The sequence below is a fragment of the Arthrobacter sp. zg-Y877 genome (genome assembly GCF_030373105.1).
Taxonomy (GTDB): Bacteria; Actinomycetota; Actinomycetes; order Actinomycetales; family Micrococcaceae; genus Arthrobacter_B.
The window spans coordinates 549235-566071 of the sequence record NZ_JAUCPU010000003.1 but is presented as its reverse complement, the minus strand read 5'-3'; the positions used below and the strand labels follow the sequence as shown (position 1 = coordinate 566071).

The window sequence follows — 16837 nt, the reverse complement described above, 5'->3', positions numbered from 1 at the left end:
GAAACGGTCCGCCGGAATCTATAAAGTAACGCTGCCGTGCTTCTGCGTCCCTTTACATAATTCGCAAGTGTGTTGCTTCCAGACTCGCGGCCTGCGGCACGCCAAGTCAAATTGGCTTTTAGGCTCCACGGGGCCTAGAGCGCGGTTGTTCCGAAGAGCATTCCCAGCAGATATGTGGCGGCAGCAGCGCCGAATCCGATCGCCAGCTGGCGCAGCGCGCGCTTGAGCGGGGAGCCACCCGAGAGCAGGCCGACGACGGTGCCGGTGGTCAGCAGCGCCAGTCCCACCAGGACGCAGGAGAGGACGACGGCGGTCATCCCCGTCAGGCCGAACAGGTAGGGGAGGACGGGAATAACGGCACCGGATGCGAAGAAGCAGAAGCTGGACGCCGCAGCCCCGAGGCCCGTCCCGACGGATTCGTGTTCATCGCGTGTGGTGTCCGCGTCGGCTTCGGGGTTAAGGGAGAAGCTAGGATCGCAGTCGCAGCTGTAGAGACCCATCCGCTCGGCAGCACGGTGTTCGGCGGCCTCCCGCGTCATGCCGCGCGCCCGGTAGACCAGCACCAGCTCGTTGGCATCGATGTCCAGTGATTTCGCAGCTGAAAGCGTGATCTGGGTGGGACGGGACGCATCCAGCAGCTCACGCTGGGACCGGACAGAGACATACTCTCCCGCACCCATGGACAACGCCCCGGACAGCAGGCCGGCCAGGCCGCTGATGAGGATGAAGGTGCTGGATACCCCCGTGGCCCCGATGCCCATAATGAGGGCCAGGTTGCTGACCAGCCCGTCATTGGCCCCGAACACCGCCGCGCGGAAGTTTCCCGACAGGCGGGTCCGCCCCCGGGTCGCGAGTCCGCGGATCACTTCCTCGTGGATCTGTTCATCGGCGGCCATGGCGCTGGGGACATGGGGATCATGGGCGTAGGGGGAGCGGCTCTCGGCGCGCTGCGCCAACGCCAGGACGAACACGGAGCCAAAGCGACGGGCGAGCAGCCCGAGGAGGCGGTTACGGAAGGAAGCGCGTGTCCTGCGTCCGGCGTCGTCGCCCAGCAGTGTGCGCCAGTACGCTTCATGGCGGCCCTCCGCCTCGGCCAGGGCGAGCAGGATGTCGCGTTCCTCGCCGTCGCGGCGTTCGGCCAGATACCGGTAGGTTGCCGCTTCCGCCTGCTCATCGGCAAGGTATTGCCGCCAGCGCTTTATCTCGGCAGGGGTCGGCACGCTGGAGTCGCTGGATGCGGGCTCCGGCAGGGATTGGGGGTTCACGGTACTCCTGACAGGGACCGGAAAGGGGAATCCGGTCAGTTTGAACACAGCTTAAACACAGCTCTTCTGACCGAAGGTCTCGCTCGCCCGCGGCTGGTGCCGGCGGGTGGACTGCCGGGACGCCGCAGCGTCCAGTATGTCGACAGGCCTCGGCTTGGAATGGACCCGTATCGTCACTCAAATAGTCACGCACATGGTCCCGCCGGAGCTACTCCCCTTCGCGTGTCCCAGTGTAGTCGAATCCGCCGGTCGGATCGGCGGATCCGCCCGGGCGCGGTTGGAGGCGGGGACGTGCTGGCTTAAGTCAATGACGGGCAGGCGCTAAAGTCATTTCGTGAGCAAAAACTACCCTCTTCCGGATCCGAACCGCCCGTGGACCCGCCACTACAGCGAGGGAGTACTGGAAGGCTTTACCCTTCCGGACGAATCCCTCGTCGACGTCGTGGAGAGGTCCGTCCGCAACCACCGGTCCAAGCCCGCCCTGCAGTTCTTCGGTGCCACCACTTCCTATGGGGAATTGGGAGACCAGATCCGCCGTGCCGCGGCGGGATTGTTGAAGCTCGGTGTCCGTAAAGGCGACCGGGTGGCGCTCGCGCTGCCCAACTCGCCCCAGCATGTGGTTGCGTTCTACGCAGTGCTGCGCCTGGGCGCAGTAGTGGTGGAACACAACCCCCTCTATACGGACCGTGAACTCCGCCACCAGTTCGAGGACCATGGCGCCACTGTGGCGATCGTCTGGGACAAGATCGTGGAGAACATCCAAAAGCTTCCCGCAGACATCCCGGTCCGGACCATTGTCTCCGTGGAACTGATCCCGGCCATGCCGCTGGTGAACCGGCTGGCCTTGAAGCTTCCCGTCCCGGCGCTGCGGGAGGCGCGGGCAGCCCTCTCGGCTGCCAAACACCCGCCCCGCCGCCCGCGGAAACTGGTCCGCTGGCAGGACCTGCTGGACAACCGTCCGCTGCGCAGCCGCCACCCCCGGCCTGAACCCGAAGATCTGGCGGCCATCCAGTACACGAGCGGCACCACCGCCGATCCCAAGGGTGCGATGCTCACGCACGCGAACCTCGTGGCCAACGCGGCGCAGGGGCGCGCCTGGGTCCCCGGGCTGAAGCCCGGCCACGAAACCTTCTACGCCGTGCTGCCCATGTTCCACGCCTACGGACTGACACTGTGCCTCACCACCGCCATCAGCCTGGGTGCCCGGATTGTGCTGTTCCCCAAGTTCGACGTCGATATGACGCTCAAGGCGATGAAGAAGACACCCGCCACCTTCCTGCCCGCCGTGCCGCCCATCTATGAGCGTTTGGCAGCAGGAGCGGCGGAACGGGGTATTTCCCTTCAGGGTGTCCACGCCGCCATTTCCGGTGGCATGAACCTTCCGCCCCGGACGGTGGAGCTGTGGGAAAAGGCCACCGGCGGGCTCCTGATCGAAGGCTACGGCCTCACCGAAACGTCGCCGATTTCCCTGGGTAACCCCTTTGCGGCGTCGAGGAAGCCGGGAACGGTGGGCGTTCCCTTCCCGATGGTCGACATCCGGGTGGTGGACCCCGAACACCCCACCGTTGAGGTGCCCAAGGGAAACCGCGGAGAACTGCTGATCAAGGGACCCCAGGTTTTTCAGGGCTATTGGAACAAGCCCCGCGAAACCGAGGCGGTACTGCTCGACGGCGGCTGGTTCCGGACCGGTGACATTGTCACGGTGGATGAGGATGACTTCGTCACCATTGTCGACCGGATCAAGGAGCTGATCATTACGGGCGGCTTCAACGTTTCCCCGTCCGAGGTGGAAAATGCCCTGAAGCGCCACGAGTCCGTGGACGACGTCGCCGTCGTCGGCCTGCTCCGCTCCGGCGGCGGGGAAGACGTAGTGGCCGCGGTGGTCCCCAAGGCAGGATCCCGCTTCAACGCCGAAGAGCTGCGCGCCTTCGTACGCAAGGAATTGGCCGCCTACAAGGTTCCCCGCCGGATCGTGGAGATCCAGGAGCTGCCCAAGTCCCTGATCGGCAAGGTGCTGCGCCGGCATGTCCGCGACAGCCTCCAGGACAACGGTGCCGGACCGGGCGCTGACGGCGCCGCCGAGAAGATTTCCCCAACCCTCCAGACCAAACCCTGAGCAGGAAAGAGCGAACATGAGCGCATCAAGCCCCGACAGGGCCGAACGGCACACCGAACCGGAGCATGCGAGACCCGGCCGCTATTGGAGTGGTGCCCTCGGCCATGCCGGGCAGCGTTCAGCCCAGATCCTGCTGATCCTGCTGCTGGTCTCGGTCACGGTCTACGGGCTGCTCCAGGTCACCCTGGTGGTGATCCCGGTGCTCCTGGCGCTGATCCTGGGGGCGGCGATTGCGCCGTTCGTGAACTGGCTGCGCCGCAAGGGCTGGCCCAGTGCCCTGGCCACGGGATTGTCCTTCCTGCTCCTGCTCGCCATCTTCGGTGGCCTGATAACCGGGATCGCGTTCGCTATCCGCAGCGAATGGGATGACCTGGTGGACCAGGCCGTCGCGGGCTTCGACAAGCTCTATGACTTTGTGCTCAACGGGCCGCTTCCCGTGGATGACGAGATGCTCGGCAATGCACGCGACAGCGTGATCGACTTCGCGACCAGCAGCACGGTCAGCAGCGGTGCCATTGCCGGTATCTCCGCCGCGACCTCGTTCGCTACCGGATTCCTGCTGATGGCCGTAGTGCTGTTCTACTTCCTCAAGGACGGCGACCGTATCTGGGCGTTCTTCCTGCGGCTGTTCCCCGCCGGTGACCGGCGGGACAAGGCCCGGCTCTCCGGCTTCCGAGTGATGGAGGTCCTCGGCGGCTACGTCCGCGGCACGGCCATTGTGGCGCTGGTTGATTCGGTGTGCATCGGTGCGGCGCTGTTCATCCTGCAGGTTCCGCTGGCACTGCCCCTGACGGTGATTGTTTTTGTTGGTTCCTTCATCCCGCTGGTCGGTGCCACGGCGGCCGGTGTCTTCGCCGCCCTGATCGCGTTGGTGGCCAACGGGCCGGTGGTGGCCCTGATTGTGATCATTGTGATCATTGCGGTCAACCAGCTCGAGGGCAACTTCCTGCAGCCGGTCGTGATGGGCAAGTCCCTGAGCATCCACGCCCTGGTGATCCTGCTGGCCCTGACCGCCGGAACCATCCTGGCCGGCATCGTCGGCGCCATCCTTGCTGTCCCGATTGCCGCCGTCGGCTGGGCTGTCATCAAGGTCTGGACCGGGGAGGACGACGGCGAGGATCTCGACGCGAAGGAGATCCCGGACCCCAAGGACCAGCCCGAAATGGAATCCCTCGACAAGTAAAGTACGGGACTTCCAAGGGGCCGGCCCCCCGTCCGCTTCGACGGATGAGGTGCCGGCCTCCGCTTTTCGCTCCGGCTGACCCGGTCCCGCAGAACGTGGGACGGCGGTGAGAGGGCTGGGCTGACTACACCCCGGCGGCAGGTCCGCTGGTCAGTCGCTGCAGGTAGTCCACGGCTCCGGTGATATCCCGCCCGGAGGACCGGTAGCCTACATAGCCGTCCGGACGGATGACCAGGAGTTCGGCCCGGCGGGAGCTCAAGCCCAGCCGGTGGAACGCCAGGCCGCTGACGTCCTTGATGATGCCCGGAGCGTTGGCAATCAGGCTGCTGCCAACGGTGAGGTACTGGACATTAAGCAGACCTGCGAGCCCGGGCAGAGCGGCATGGAGTTGGGGAACCGCGTCCTGGGGCCAGCCGGGTCCGGTAAGTAGAACCGAGAAGCCCGGCATGGACACCAGGTCCTGCAGGCGGCGTTCCCGGTCCTGGTAAATGACATCGGCGTCGGGCAGGCGGTCACCCGGCTGCGGGCCGCTGGCCAGGAGTGCCGGCCGGCGGGAGGGCCCGGACTCGACAATGCTGCTGCCGCGGTAGTTGACGTTCAGCTGGGCCATGGTCCGGAAGAGCCGCGCGCGGAGTCCGTCCCAGCCCATGGCCTTCGGGGCCAGTGCCGGCAGGAGTTTGGTGCGGGGGAGTTTCTTCAGCCCGTTGCGGCTGATGGCCAGCCGGAAAATGCGGTCCGTCGAGGACACGACTTCCTGGTCCACCGGCCGGCGCTCGGCGTGGTAGCTGTCGATCAATTCATCGCTGGCGAGGCCACGGGCGCCAAGCGCGAGTTTCCAGCCCAAGTTCAGGGCATCCTGGATCCCGGTATTCATCCCCTGGGCGGCAACGGGGGAGTGGACATGGGCGGCGTCCCCGGCCAGGAAGACGGAACCCCGCTGGAAGTATTCGGCCATCTGATGCGACAGGCGGAAGGTGCTGATCCAGCGCGGGTCGTGCACCTTGAGGGCGCCATGCGCAAAGGTGTCGGCCAGTCCCTGCAGTGTTTCAAGGGTGGCGGGTTTGCGCGGCGGTTTGATGGAGATCATCCGCCAGGTGGCGGCGCCGCCGAGCGGGAACAGGAAAAGGAAGCCGTCCTCGGTGGGGTAGGAGTGCACGGCGTCCGGTTCCGCACCCTCGATTTCGACGTCCGCCAGGATGAAAGTCTCGGGATAGGCTCCGCCGCGCCAATCCATGCCGGCCTTGGCCCGGACGGTGCTCCCGGCACCGTCCGCACCAACCACATAGCGGGCACGGATGCGCTCGATGCCCCGGTCCATCCGCTGGATCTTGGCTTCCATACCGGCAAACGGATCCTCGGGATCCAGGCGTTCAAGGTCCTGGAGCTCGGCACCGCGTTCGATGCGTACCCGGCGGGAAAGCAGATGCTGGGTGAGGATGCGTTCGGTTTCCGTCTGGGACAGGAACAGCAGCTGCTGGAAGGCAGAGTCCTCCAGACCGGTGTCGAAGAGATCGACTTCCAGCGTTTCCTCCGGCAGATGGAGGTGCAGTTCGCGGGCGGGCCGCCCGGCGGACACCAGCTCGCCGCTGATCCCGAAGGGCCGCAGCGCTTCCAGGGTGCGCGGCTGGATGGCGATGGCCCGCGATTCGGTGCCCGGCGTCTGGCGCCGGTCAATAATGCGGAAACTGGCGCCGAACGCTGCCAGCTGCGCGGCCAGGGCCAGGCCCGTAGGTCCGGCACCCACGATCAGGACATCGACGTCGTAGTTAGGGTCTTCGCTGTTATCGTGGGCCGCCATGCTCTCAGCCTAGTCTTGACCCTAACCGCAGTTCCACTTTAGCTTTCGACTACACCTCTGGTTACCCCACGTAACCCCCGACGGCGGACGACGATGCCCGCCCTGGATCCGGAGACAGCGCCCATGGATGAGACTCCCCGCGTGAACGCCAACGGCCGCTTGGGGCCGGTGGATGCCGCACAGGTCCCGCGGTACGCCGGGGCAGCCACCTTCGCCCGGCTGCCCCGCCTGGACCAGCTGGAACAGGTGGACGTGGCCGTGGTGGGGGTGCCCTTCGACAGCGGCGTGTCCTACCGTCCCGGGGCGCGGTTCGGCGGCAACCACGTCCGGGAAGCCAGCCGGCTGCTGCGTCCGTATCACCCGGCGCTGGACGCGTCGCCGTTCGAAAACCTGCAGGTGGCCGATGCCGGGGACATGGCAGTGAATCCCTTCAACATCAGTGAAGCCATCGACACAGTGCAGCAGAACGCCCTGGGCCTGACCGAAGACGGTGCCAAGCTGCTGACCCTGGGTGGGGACCACACCATCGCCCTGCCCCTGCTGCGCGCGGCTGCCGAACGGGCCGGGTCCCCGGTGGCACTGCTGCACTTCGACGCGCACCTGGACACCTGGGACACCTACTTCGGTGCCGCCTACACACACGGCACGCCGTTCCGTCGGGCGGTCGAGGAAGGCATCCTGGACACGGACGCCATGTCCCATGTGGGCACCCGTGGCCCGCTCTATGGGAAGAAGGACCTGGCGGATGACCGGCGTTTCGGTTTTGGCATCCTTACCTCGTCCGACGTTTTCCGGCAGGGGGTGGACGAGGTCGTCGCGAAGCTGCGCGACCGCATCGGCACCCGGCCGCTGTACATCTCCGTGGACATCGACGTCCTGGACCCGGCACACGCCCCGGGCACCGGCACCCCGGAGGCCGGCGGCATCACCAGCCGCGAGCTGCTGGAGATCCTGCGCGGGCTGCGTGGACTGAACCTGGTGGGCGCCGACGTCGTCGAGGTTGCCCCGGCCTATGACCACGCGGACATTACCGCGGTGGCCGCCTCGCACGTGGCCTACGACCTGATCACCCTGATGGGACTGTCCGCATGAGCGGTGAGTTCAGCGCCTCCGATGCCTTCACCGGGACGGGACCCGTCCGTAACGGCGGAGACCTGGTGATCGAAACCCTTGAAGCCCTCGGTGCCAGCAAGGTTTTCGGCATTCCCGGCCAGCACGCGCTGGGACTCTTTGACGCACTGTCCCGCTCCCGGCTCGATTTCATCTCCTCCCGGGTGGAAAACAACTCCGCGTTTGCGGCCGACGGCTTCTCCCGGGCCACGGGACAGGTGGGGGTGCTCTTCCTCTCCACCGGCCCCGGCGCCCTGACCGCCCTGTCCGGACTGCAGGAGGCCTATGCCACCGGGGTGCCGATGATCGTGGTCGCCAGCCAGATCCCCCTGGACGGGCTGGGTGCACGGCGCCGGGGGATGCTGCACCAGCTGGATGACCAGAAGGCCTCCGCAGCGAATGTCACCAAGAGCCAGCGGCTCATCCAGCATGCCTCCGGTATTCCTTCGGCCATCCAGGATGCCTGGACCGAAGCCATTTCCTCGCCTGCGGGACCGGTCTGGATCGAGATTCCGCAGAACGTGCTGCTTCACCCGGTGCTGGTTCCCGCGGTGGAAGACGCGCTCGCGGAGCCGTTCGACAATCCGCCGCGCAGCGAGCTGGTCAAGGAGGCCGTGCGCTGGCTGGAAGCAGCGCGGCGTCCGGCGGTGATCGCCGGGGGAGGGGTGCGCCGCAGCGGCGCCGAGGCCCCGCTGCTATCGATCGCGGAGAAACTGCACGCGCCGGTCATCTCGACGCCGGGCGGCAACGGCGCCTTCCCCTGGAACCATCCGCTATCACTGCAGGCCTGGATGGAAGACCGGTACATGACGGAGGTGCTCGAGGACGCCGATGTCCTGGTGGTCATCGGTTCGTCGCTGGGGGAAGTGACGTCCAATTACTTCACGATGGCACCCCGCGGCCGGATCATCCAGATCGACGCCGAACCCCGCGTCCTGGAATCGAACCGTCCCGCCCTCGGTATCCGTGCCGACGCCCGGCAGGCGCTGGATGCCCTCGACGAGGCCCTCCGGCCGGCGGAACGCCTCCCCGACTGGCACGGGCAGGGCGCGGAGGAGCTGGTGGCCGGTGCACTGGCGCGGGTACAGGCCCGGCTGGATGCCCAGGACCTCGGCATGGAGCGCCGCTTTATGGCGGACATCCGAGCCGCAGTGCCGGACGGTATGCAGACCTACTGGGACATGACCATCGCCGCCTACTGGGCGTGGAGCTGCTGGGACTCGAAGGCAGGCCGGTTCCACTCCGCCCAGGGAGCCGGCGGCCTGGGGTACGGCTACCCGGGGGCGATCGGAGGTGCGGTGGGCCTGGGGGAGCGGGTGCTCGCCGTGTCCGGCGACGGGTCGGCCATGTACTCCATTGCCGAACTGGCCACGGCCCGGCAGCATAACCTTCCGGTGACCTGGCTGATTGTCGACGACGGTGGCTACGGCATCCTTCGCGAATACATGGAGGACGCCTTCGGCAAGGCCACGGCCACGGAACTGGCCCGTCCGGACTTCGTGAAGCTGGCCGAATCATTCGGCGTGCCGGCCCGGCGCTGCGCCCCCGTGGACATCCGTACTGCCTTGGAGCAGTCCTTCACTGCCGAGGGTCCCAATGTGGTTGTGGTTGAAGCGCGGATAGGACTTTTTGCTCCCACGCATCTTGTCTGACGGGGATCGGGGGGGGCGGACCTCGACGCGCACGCGCGGCTCAACCGGGAAGAAAATGACCCTCTGGCATGATGTGGGGGTGCGATTGGCGCGGCCCCACCCTGTCGGGGCCTTCCGCACAAAGTGAATCAGGACTCTTCGATGACCTTTCCTGTCCCCACTCCTTCCGTGGAGTTGCATGTCCTTGCCGGTGATTACGTGATCGCACGGCTTCCCCCGGCGGCGGAGGTACCCGCTGTGCTTCTGGCAGGTTCTCCGCTCGGAGGATGGGTCTCCGTCACCCGAACCCCGCAGGAGCTTTCGATTGTCTGCCCCGCTGCGGTTGCCCCGGCGGACGCCGAAATTGACGGAATGTGGGCAGCGTTTTATGCCTCCGGTCCAATTCCGTTCGGGCTGACCGGTGTGGTGACCTCCTTAGTTGCACCTCTCTCAGCCGCCGGCTGCCCGGTGTTCGTCGTTTCGACTTTCGACGGCGACATCCTCATGGTTCCCGCGCCGCAGTACGGCCAGGCCCGCGACGTACTGCAGGCGGCAGGCCACACGCTTCGCTAGGACTGTTTAGTTAGTTGACCTAGGCAAATTTCCGCGTATAGTTGCCTAGGTCAACTATCAGTACCCAACACCCCCGGAGACCATCCCCATGCCTATGCAACAGGAAACGGCGGATGATCTGATCCGGAAGATCTTCGCCCTGCAGCGAACGTTGCGGTGCGTCACCCAACACAGTGCCGACCACGGTGGACCCGGCGTGGCACTGCAGGGAGTTATGCGCATGATCGGCGAGGACGGTGAGCTGCGGGCAACCGAGCTTGCCGCCAAACTCGGCATCGGCCCCGCCGGCCTGAGCCGCCACGTCGCCGAACTCGAAGAACTCGGTTACGTCCGGCGCCGCCCGCACCCCCAGGACCGCCGCGCCTACCTCATCAGCCTGTCCGAACTGGGGGAGTCGGTTCTTCACGACGCCATGAAAAACCGGGCAGCCGTGCTGCAGGAAGCGCTCGCCGCCTGGTCCGAGGACCAGGCCCGGCTTGCCGCAGAAACCATCGGGTCGCTCTCCGACTCGCTTTTTACGTCTATCCGCCGCGCACCCGGAACCCCCGGGAGGACGCCGGAAACCTCCGAATCCTATCCACAGGAGCAAACAGCTAAGTGACCGAGACCAAGACTGTCCGGAAGAAACATATTCCCGGCGAGATGAGCCACCGCCAGATCCTGCAGGCCCTGACCGGCCTGCTGGCCGCATTGTTCACGGCGATGCTGAGCACCACCATCGTGGCCAATGCCCTGCCCACGATCATGGCCGACCTGCACGGAACCCAGACGGACTTCGCCTGGGTGGTCACGGCAGCCCTGCTGGCCAACGCGGTGAGCACACCCATCTGGGGCAAGCTCGCGGACCTGTTCAACAAGAAGCTGCTGGTGCAGCTGAGCATCGTGATCTTTGTTGCCGGTTCCGTCCTCGCAGGTTTTTCCCATTCCATGGACCTGCTGCTGACCGCACGCGTCATCCAGGGACTGGGCATGGGCGGCCTGACTGCACTGGCCCAGGCGATCATCGGTTCCATCATTCCGCCGCGGGAACGCGGCCGGTACTCCGGCTACATGGGTGCCGTCATGGCCGTCGCCACAGCCGGCGGCCCGCTGCTGGGCGGGTTCATCGTCGACAGTCCGCTGGGCTGGCGCTGGACCTTCTTCCTCTGCGTTCCGCTCGCCGTCGTCGCCCTGATCCTGCTGCAGGTCACCCTGCGGCTGGAACACGTGCGCCGCCCCGCGAAAATCGACTGGCTCGGTTCCATCCTGCTCACCGCAGGTGTCTCCCTGCTCCTGATCTGGGTCTCCTTCGCAGGCAAGCCCGACTACTACGAATGGTGGTCCTGGGAAACGGCCGCCATGGTGGGCGGATCCCTGGTCCTGCTGGCCCTGCTGGTGCTGGTGGAGGCAAAGGTCTCCGAACCGATCATTCCGCTGAAGATCATCAGCCAGCGGACCACCGCCCTGGCCATCCTGGCTTCCGTAGCCGTGGGTATCGCCATGTTCGGCTCCACCACCTTCCTGGGCCAGTACTTCCAGCTGGCGCGCGGCTTCACCCCCACCGAAGCCGGACTCCTGATGCTGCCCATGATTGCCGGCAACCTGCTCGGTTCCGTGGGATCCGGCCTGCTCATCACCCGCTTCGGCAAGTGGAAGCGCTTCCTGATTATCGGCACCATTTTGGTGATTCTCGGGACGGGACTGGCCGGCTTCATCGACCACGAAACCGACATGGTCCTCGTCAGCCTGTTCATCTTCATCCTGGGCATCGGTATGGGCCTGCTGATGCAGAACCTGGTGCTGGCCGTGCAGAACACGGTCAAGGTCACGGATGTCGGTTCCGCCAGTGCATCCGTTGCATTCTTCCGCACCGTCGGCGGCGCCATCGGCGTGTCGGTGCTCGGCGCAGTGCTCTCCAGCTCGGTCAGCCGCCGCGTCACGGAGGAACTGGACAAGGCCGGTATGCCCACCAACGCAGACGGCACCACCGCCACGCTGGACATCGGCGAGCTTCCGCCGGCAGTCCAGATGTTCTTCCGGATCGCCTATGCGGAGGGTACGGCGGATATCTTCAAGATCGCCGCTGCCGTTGCGGTCATCGCCCTGGTCGCGGTGCTGTTCATCAAGGAGCAGGCGCTGCGCCGGACTTTGGACATCAAGCCGACGTCGGCCAACCCGCTTGAGCCCGGCCTCACCGGCGGCGCGGAAATGCTGCACACCGGCGCCATGTCCAGCGTGGATCCGGCCGCACCGGTTCCCGCCGACAGCACCGGCTCGCGGAACGGCAGCAGCTCGAAATAGCCCTACTGCATGGTGAAACGCCGTGCCACGGCCCCGCCCAACGCCGGGACCTGGAACATCCGTTCCAGCCCGGCGTTGCGCAGGGCCATTGCTCTTTGAGGCAGCGGCCGGCCCAGCACCATGTTGGCGCGTGCCTGCGCCGAGGCCACAACGGCGCCGCGCCGCCGCCGCCGTTCGAAGTCCTGCAGCGCCCGTCCCATCGGTTTCCCGTGCAGGGACGCGGCAATAAGCGGTGCCACGGCGGCCGCGTCCAGCCAGCCAAGGTTCATGCCCTGACCGCCGATCGGACTGATCTGGTGGGCCGCGTCCCCGACCAGGACCGTACGACCGGAAACCAGGTGGTGCGCCCGGCCAATCCGGACCCCGAAGGCGCTCAGCATGGAATTTCCGGCCACGTCCAGGCGGTGCCCGGTCCGCCTGTGGACCAGCTGCGCGAGGCCGGCGGCGGTGACTTCCGGCGGCAGGGCACCGCTATGCGCCACCCACCGGCGCAGCCCGCCCGGCAATGGAAACGACTCCACGATCCCCTCCGGCTCCAGGTAAAGCACCGCCAGCGCCCCGTCGCCGGTACCGTCCGGGTAATCACCCATCACGTAGGTGTCTGGCAGATCGCGTGCGGACCAGCGGGTGCCCAGTGCGGACCGGATGCCTGACCGCGCGCCGTCGGCCGCCACCAGGAGGACCGCCTCAGTCATGAAGGGCTGTCCTTCGCTGGTCCCGTACACACGGACGGAGGACCCGAGGTCGTCAAAGGATTCGACCTTGCTGCCCCGGACCAGCGCGCCGGGATCCAGGGCACGCAGCCGTTCCTCCAGCAGATGTTCGGTACGGACCTGGGGCAGGGTAAGGACAAAGGGGTAACGGTCCGACGCCGCCGCGAAGTCCAGGCGGGCCACGGTCCGCCCCGCACTGCGGGCTTCCCCGTGGGTGATGCGGACGCCTTCGCGGATCATGGCATCGCCAATGCCGGCCTGGGCCAGGGACTCCAGGGCGGGCGGATGGACCCCGATCGCCCGGGAATGGCTGCTGCGGCTCGGCCGCTGTTCCAGGACCTGGACGGACACCCCTGCCTGCAGCAGCAGGACGGCCAGGTACAGTCCGACCGGGCCGCCGCCCGCCACCACGACGTCGGTGCTGCGGCGCGGAAGATCAGCCGGCATCGAACTGGCCCGTGGGGGTCCGCGCAGGAACCGGCGGCCGGTAAAGAAGCAGGTTCTGCCATGGCTTCTGCTGCCGTCCCTGCCAGCCCGGCGGTGTCACCGCCGCGAGTTCCGAAGCCGTGTAACTGCGGCGGATGGAGGTCAGGCCGTCTGCCCGGATGAACGAGCCGGGGAAGAACGGCAGCGTTCCGACGGAGAACAGGGCGTAGGCCCACCGGCTGCGCTGAATGTCGCTGTGCAGGCACAGTTTCCGTCCCAGCAGCTCCGAGTCGGCCAGCAGCCCCCGCAGTTCCTTCGGAGCCAAATGGTGGAGCATGTGGTTGGAAATCACCGCGTCGTAGGACCGTCCCTCGGCAACCAGATCCCCGCTGAACGCACGGCGGAAGGTCAGTCCCGGTATCGGTGGACGCGAGGAGGCAAACGCATGCGCCCTCGGGTCCGGGTCAATCGCGGTGATCTCCACGGCTAGCCCATCCCGCCGGGACCAGCGGGCGATGCAGCGGGGGACATCCCCTCCACCGGAGCCGACGTCCAGCAGGGTGCCGCCGCCGTCCTGCCTGAACAGCGGACGGAGATAGCGGACATAGTTGCGCCGCCACCCCGAAACCACGGCATTGATCAGCCAGAACTGCGCGTAGGTGCGCTCGAGGCGCAGGAGATCCGCGTCGGGCCGGTCCATTTCCTCCACGGCGTCGAGGGCCCGGGTGGAAAGGGATGGGAAAACGGCTGTCATGCGGGAACACCCGCGGGCTCCACCTGGCCTCCCGGCACCGCCGCCTGTTCCGTTGCCGCGGCCGCCGGCTGGACCGGGCCGCCGACCCGGGTGAACAGACCGGTTTCCACGGTGAGGCCGGGTCCGAAGGCCATGGAGCAGATCCGCTCATTGCCGCCGGTGAACGGCTGCTCCAGGATGTACTTGAGCACAAACAGGACGGTGGCGCTGCTCATGTTGCCCACCGTGCGCAGTGTTTCCCGGGCCGGCACCAGCTGCTGTGCACTGAGTTCGAGTTTTGCCTCCACCTTGTCCAGGATGGCGCGGCCCCCGGGGTGGATGGCCCAGTGCCCAATGTCCCGGTAGGGGTGGACGCTCACCGACTCGTCGTGGGCCAGCAGGGGAGCCAGTGCGCCCACGATGTGGTCGTCGATGATGTGGGGGACGTAGGTGCCCAGGACCATCTCGAAGCCTTCATCGCCAATGTTCCAGGCCATGGCTTCTTCGCCGACGGGGGTCAGGACCGTTTCGAAATGGTCCAGCTGGATGGCCGGACCGGCGTCGGGCAGGTCATCGCGGGCGGTGATGACGGCGGCCGCCGCACCATCGGCGAAGAGCGAGGACCCCAGAATCGCATCGGGATCGTTGGAGGTGCGGACGTGTAGGGAGCACAGCTCCGCGCTGACCACCAGGACGACCGCGCGGGGGTCGGCTTCACAGAAGGATTTCGCGGCCCGCATGGCCGGGAAGGCGGCGTAGCAGCCCATAAACCCCAGATGGTAGCGCTGGACCGAGGGATTCAGCCCGAGGGCACGGGTGACTTTGTAGTCCGGGCCGGGGTTGAAGAAGCCGGTGCAGGAGACCGTGATGACGTGCGTGATGTCCGCCGCGTTGACGCCGGTGCAGGCAGCCAGCGCCTTTGACGCTGCTTCGATGAAGAGCTTGGTGGCCTCCACGGCAAAGATGTCGTTCCGGGTCTTGGTGCTTGGCCGCAGCAGCAGGCCACTGCGGGCGTCGTAGAAGAGGGGATGTTCCGAGGTGTCCGTCAGGGAGAGTTCGGCCAGGGCCGTGCGGCGGGTGTCGATGGCCGCGGAATCGAAGCAGGTGCGCACCAGCCGCTGACCCAGGCGGGTCAGGCCGGGCTGGGCCACGAAGGTGTCACGGACTTCGGACTGCACCAGGACTGTTGGAGGGATCGCAGTTTCCAGGGACCTCAGGGTAACCGTCATAGTCCATTGTTGGGGGAGGGCAACGCTCTGCACAATGGCAACGGTTGCTGGAAAGTTGCCTTCAGCCACTGGTTTTCCGGAACCCCGGCAGGGAAACCGGTTGCGGGTCGCCCCGGCAACCGGGCATACCTAGTGAGGGGAAGCGGTGGATGCCACCCGGCCCCGCGGCCGCGCCGACGCATACCACTGCCGGCACAACAGGACGATCAGGGCCAGTTCCAGGACCCCGCCGCCGTAATACATCACCAGCGCACCCTGTTCCGCAGCCGCGGCGGAAATCCCGGGAGGCGGGTCGGCGTAAATGCTCTTGGCGAGGATATTGTGCGCGGCGATGGAAAGCACCAGCACCGCTGCCCGCAACCGGTATCCGGACCGGTGTGGAGAGGGGTCCCGTCCCACTATGGAGGCGGTGAACAGATAGCCGGCCGCCAACAGATGCAGGGTCACCAGCCAGTGCACGGGCATGGATTCCTGCATGGACTGCAGCAGCCCGGTGCGGAACATCAGGATCATGCCGCCGGTGTTCAGCAGCGCGGCGGTCACCGGGAAGGACAGGAACCGGGCAAACCTGCTGCGCAGCAGGCGGGAGAGACGGCGTGCCGGAAAAACATCGAGTGTGCGCAGCGCCAGGGTGAACGGCCTCGAGAGCACCAGCAGCAGTGGGGAGAGCATCCCGGCCAGGAGGTGGGACAGGCTCAGCACGGCGAAATCTTCGTGGGCGAGTCGTGCCAACGGGTTCAGGACCGTGGCGAGTACGGCGGCCACGCCCAGGGTGAATAACGCAGTCCGGTACCAGGGCCACCGCCCGGAACGCGGTGAGAGGGCGCCGGCCCAGTAAGCGACCACAGCCACCACGGCGGGAATGAAGAACAACGACTCTGCGGGAAAGTCGCCGCCGCCGTGGCTATGCATCGGCGGGGGTTTCCCGTTCCCGCGGAACAGCAGTGCGGGTGCGGTAGGTGAGCCATGCACCGGCAAGAATCAGCAGACCGGCAATCACGTTCCAGACCGTGTCATAGGCCAGCAGGTCCACCTCGTAGCGGATCTGGTGCAGTCCGAGCAGCTTGTGCTGCACCGTCCCGTCGTACAGCTGGAAAACTCCGGCGCCCAGCAGGACCCCGCCAATCCAGCGCTGCCAGAGGGTCTCGTGCCACCGGCGCAGATCCGCGAACAGGAAGAGACCGGCTACCACGGCAAACCAGCCGAAGGCATGGAACAGACCGTCCGAAAACAGCCCGACGGAGGTAGTGGAGCGGTCGTAGAAATGGTGCCACTGGAGAAGCTGGTGGAAGATCACTTCATCAACGAAGGCAGCCAGCCCAATGCCAAACAGCACGCCGGAAACCAGGTTACGCAGGCGCGGAGAGCGGCGCGTGCGGAGGGTAGAGCTCATTCTTCGAACATAACACCGGTACCGTCCCGCCGCAGGCCCGCGTGACAGGAGCGGACTCCCCGGCAAGGATGGGGTGCATGTGGATAGGCGCACTTGAACTGGACCTGCTGCTGGGAGACGTGCACTCCCTCAAAGGCAAACGGTCGGTGGTCCGGCCGATCCTTGCCGAACTGCGGCGTAAGTTCGACGTTTCCGCTGCCGAGGTTGGTTCTTTGGACCTGCACCGCCGGTCCGGGATTGGGGTTGGGCTCGTGGCGGCGGACCGCTCCCATGTGGTGGACGTGCTCGACGCCGCGGAACGGTTCGTGGCCGGCCGCCCCGAAGTGGAACTGTTGAGCGTCCGGCGTCAACTCTTCACCGGGGAGGACTAGGCGCTCCGTCCAGCTG

15 protein-coding genes are annotated in these 16837 nt (G+C 66.4%); 8 read left to right on the top strand and 7 right to left on the bottom strand.

Translation table 11 applies throughout. The features are described 5' to 3' along the window. Window positions 1-134: 134 nt before the first annotated feature. Window positions 135-1265, bottom strand: coding sequence for a VIT1/CCC1 transporter family protein (locus QNO03_RS10040; RefSeq protein WP_229949253.1), 1131 nt, complete (start codon window positions 1263-1265; stop codon window positions 135-137). A gap of 334 nt (window positions 1266-1599) precedes the next feature. Here QNO03_RS10040 and QNO03_RS10035 point away from each other — a divergent pair, with 334 nt between their 5' ends. Together QNO03_RS10035 and QNO03_RS10030 are read left to right on the top strand one after the other, a co-directional pair. Continuing rightward, window positions 1600-3381, top strand: coding sequence for a long-chain-fatty-acid--CoA ligase (locus QNO03_RS10035; RefSeq protein ID WP_283995888.1), 1782 nt, complete (start codon window positions 1600-1602; stop codon window positions 3379-3381). A gap of 16 nt (window positions 3382-3397) precedes the next feature. Continuing rightward, window positions 3398-4564, top strand: a complete 1167-nt coding sequence (locus tag QNO03_RS10030) for an AI-2E family transporter (protein WP_229949255.1) — start codon at window positions 3398-3400, stop codon at window positions 4562-4564. Window positions 4565-4688: 124 nt separating this feature from the next. On the opposite strand, the gene QNO03_RS10025 is transcribed toward QNO03_RS10030, so the two are convergent. Then, window positions 4689-6362 carry an FAD-dependent monooxygenase gene (locus QNO03_RS10025; protein WP_289603187.1) on the bottom strand — a complete coding sequence of 558 codons (1674 nt, stop codon included), beginning with the start codon at window positions 6360-6362 and terminating at the stop codon, window positions 4689-4691. 123 nt (window positions 6363-6485) lie between these two features. On the opposite strand from QNO03_RS10025, the gene speB reads away from it, so the two are divergent. The 5 genes from speB (at window position 6486) to QNO03_RS10000 (ending at window position 11956) form a co-directional block, all read left to right on the top strand. Beyond that, window positions 6486-7454 carry an agmatinase gene (gene speB / locus QNO03_RS10020; protein WP_289603186.1) on the top strand — a complete coding sequence of 323 codons (969 nt, stop codon included), beginning with the start codon at window positions 6486-6488 and terminating at the stop codon, window positions 7452-7454. Further along, window positions 7451-9124 carry a thiamine pyrophosphate-binding protein gene (locus QNO03_RS10015; protein ID WP_289603185.1) on the top strand — a complete coding sequence of 558 codons (1674 nt, stop codon included), beginning with the start codon at window positions 7451-7453 and terminating at the stop codon, window positions 9122-9124. The genes speB and QNO03_RS10015 overlap by 4 nt, the downstream gene beginning before the upstream one ends. 141 nt (window positions 9125-9265) lie before the next feature. Next, a complete protein-coding gene (locus QNO03_RS10010) occupies window positions 9266-9676 on the top strand; it encodes an ACT domain-containing protein (RefSeq protein WP_289603184.1) in 411 nt (136 codons plus the stop codon). An 88-nt stretch (window positions 9677-9764) separates the two neighbouring features. Then, complete coding sequence (locus tag QNO03_RS10005; RefSeq protein ID WP_289603183.1) at window positions 9765-10277, top strand: MarR family winged helix-turn-helix transcriptional regulator; 513 nt, start codon at window positions 9765-9767, stop codon at window positions 10275-10277. A 41-nt stretch (window positions 10278-10318) separates the two neighbouring features. Beyond that, window positions 10319-11956 carry an MDR family MFS transporter gene (locus QNO03_RS10000; RefSeq protein WP_289603276.1) on the top strand — a complete coding sequence of 546 codons (1638 nt, stop codon included), beginning with the start codon at window positions 10319-10321 and terminating at the stop codon, window positions 11954-11956. 2 nt (window positions 11957-11958) lie between these two features. Here QNO03_RS10000 and QNO03_RS09995 read toward each other — a convergent pair whose 3' ends face one another. From QNO03_RS09995 to QNO03_RS09975, 5 genes are all read right to left on the bottom strand, one after another. Then, window positions 11959-13116 (bottom strand): FAD-dependent oxidoreductase, encoded by a 1158-nt coding sequence (locus QNO03_RS09995; protein WP_289603182.1) that lies wholly within the window; start codon window positions 13114-13116, stop codon window positions 11959-11961. Next, window positions 13106-13849, bottom strand: a complete 744-nt coding sequence (locus QNO03_RS09990) for a class I SAM-dependent methyltransferase (RefSeq protein WP_289603181.1) — start codon at window positions 13847-13849, stop codon at window positions 13106-13108. Before QNO03_RS09990 ends, QNO03_RS09995 begins: the two co-directional genes overlap by 11 nt. Continuing rightward, window positions 13846-15057, bottom strand: a complete 1212-nt coding sequence (locus QNO03_RS09985; protein WP_289603180.1) for a type III polyketide synthase — start codon at window positions 15055-15057, stop codon at window positions 13846-13848. Before QNO03_RS09985 ends, QNO03_RS09990 begins: the two co-directional genes overlap by 4 nt. Before the next feature lie 129 nt (window positions 15058-15186). Next, window positions 15187-15969: a cytochrome c oxidase assembly protein gene (locus tag QNO03_RS09980; protein WP_289603179.1), complete on the bottom strand. Its 783-nt coding sequence runs from the start codon at window positions 15967-15969 to the stop codon at window positions 15187-15189. Then, complete coding sequence (locus QNO03_RS09975) at window positions 15962-16450, bottom strand: DUF2243 domain-containing protein (RefSeq protein WP_289603178.1); 489 nt, start codon at window positions 16448-16450, stop codon at window positions 15962-15964. The genes QNO03_RS09980 and QNO03_RS09975 overlap by 8 nt, the downstream gene beginning before the upstream one ends. Window positions 16451-16527: 77 nt before the next feature. On the opposite strand from QNO03_RS09975, the gene QNO03_RS09970 reads away from it, so the two are divergent. Further along, on the top strand, window positions 16528-16821 hold the full coding sequence (locus QNO03_RS09970) for a DUF503 domain-containing protein (RefSeq protein WP_289603177.1): 294 nt from the start codon (window positions 16528-16530) through the stop codon (window positions 16819-16821). Window positions 16822-16837: the final 16 nt, after the last annotated feature.

Bases quoted from the DNA above. Each gene is read 5' to 3' on its own strand.
- QNO03_RS10000 (WP_289603276.1), top strand. From the start codon at position 10,319: ATGAGCCACCGCCAGATCCTGCAGGCCCTGACCGGCCTGCTGGCCGCA.
- QNO03_RS09980 (WP_289603179.1), bottom strand. From the start codon at position 15,969: ATGCATAGCCACGGCGGCGGCGACTTTCCCGCAGAGTCGTTGTTCTTC.
- QNO03_RS10025 (WP_289603187.1), bottom strand. From the start codon at position 6,362: ATGGCGGCCCACGATAACAGCGAAGACCCTAACTACGACGTCGATGTC.
- QNO03_RS10005 (WP_289603183.1), top strand. From the start codon at position 9,765: ATGCCTATGCAACAGGAAACGGCGGATGATCTGATCCGGAAGATCTTC.
- QNO03_RS09995 (WP_289603182.1), bottom strand. From the start codon at position 13,116: ATGCCGGCTGATCTTCCGCGCCGCAGCACCGACGTCGTGGTGGCGGGC.
- speB (WP_289603186.1), top strand. From the start codon at position 6,486: ATGGATGAGACTCCCCGCGTGAACGCCAACGGCCGCTTGGGGCCGGTG.
- QNO03_RS09970 (WP_289603177.1), top strand. From the start codon at position 16,528: ATGTGGATAGGCGCACTTGAACTGGACCTGCTGCTGGGAGACGTGCAC.
- QNO03_RS09985 (WP_289603180.1), bottom strand. From the start codon at position 15,057: ATGACGGTTACCCTGAGGTCCCTGGAAACTGCGATCCCTCCAACAGTC.
- QNO03_RS09975 (WP_289603178.1), bottom strand. From the start codon at position 16,450: ATGAGCTCTACCCTCCGCACGCGCCGCTCTCCGCGCCTGCGTAACCTG.
- QNO03_RS10015 (WP_289603185.1), top strand. From the start codon at position 7,451: ATGAGCGGTGAGTTCAGCGCCTCCGATGCCTTCACCGGGACGGGACCC.
- QNO03_RS10010 (WP_289603184.1), top strand. From the start codon at position 9,266: ATGACCTTTCCTGTCCCCACTCCTTCCGTGGAGTTGCATGTCCTTGCC.
- QNO03_RS09990 (WP_289603181.1), bottom strand. From the start codon at position 13,849: ATGACAGCCGTTTTCCCATCCCTTTCCACCCGGGCCCTCGACGCCGTG.
- QNO03_RS10030 (WP_229949255.1), top strand. From the start codon at position 3,398: ATGAGCGCATCAAGCCCCGACAGGGCCGAACGGCACACCGAACCGGAG.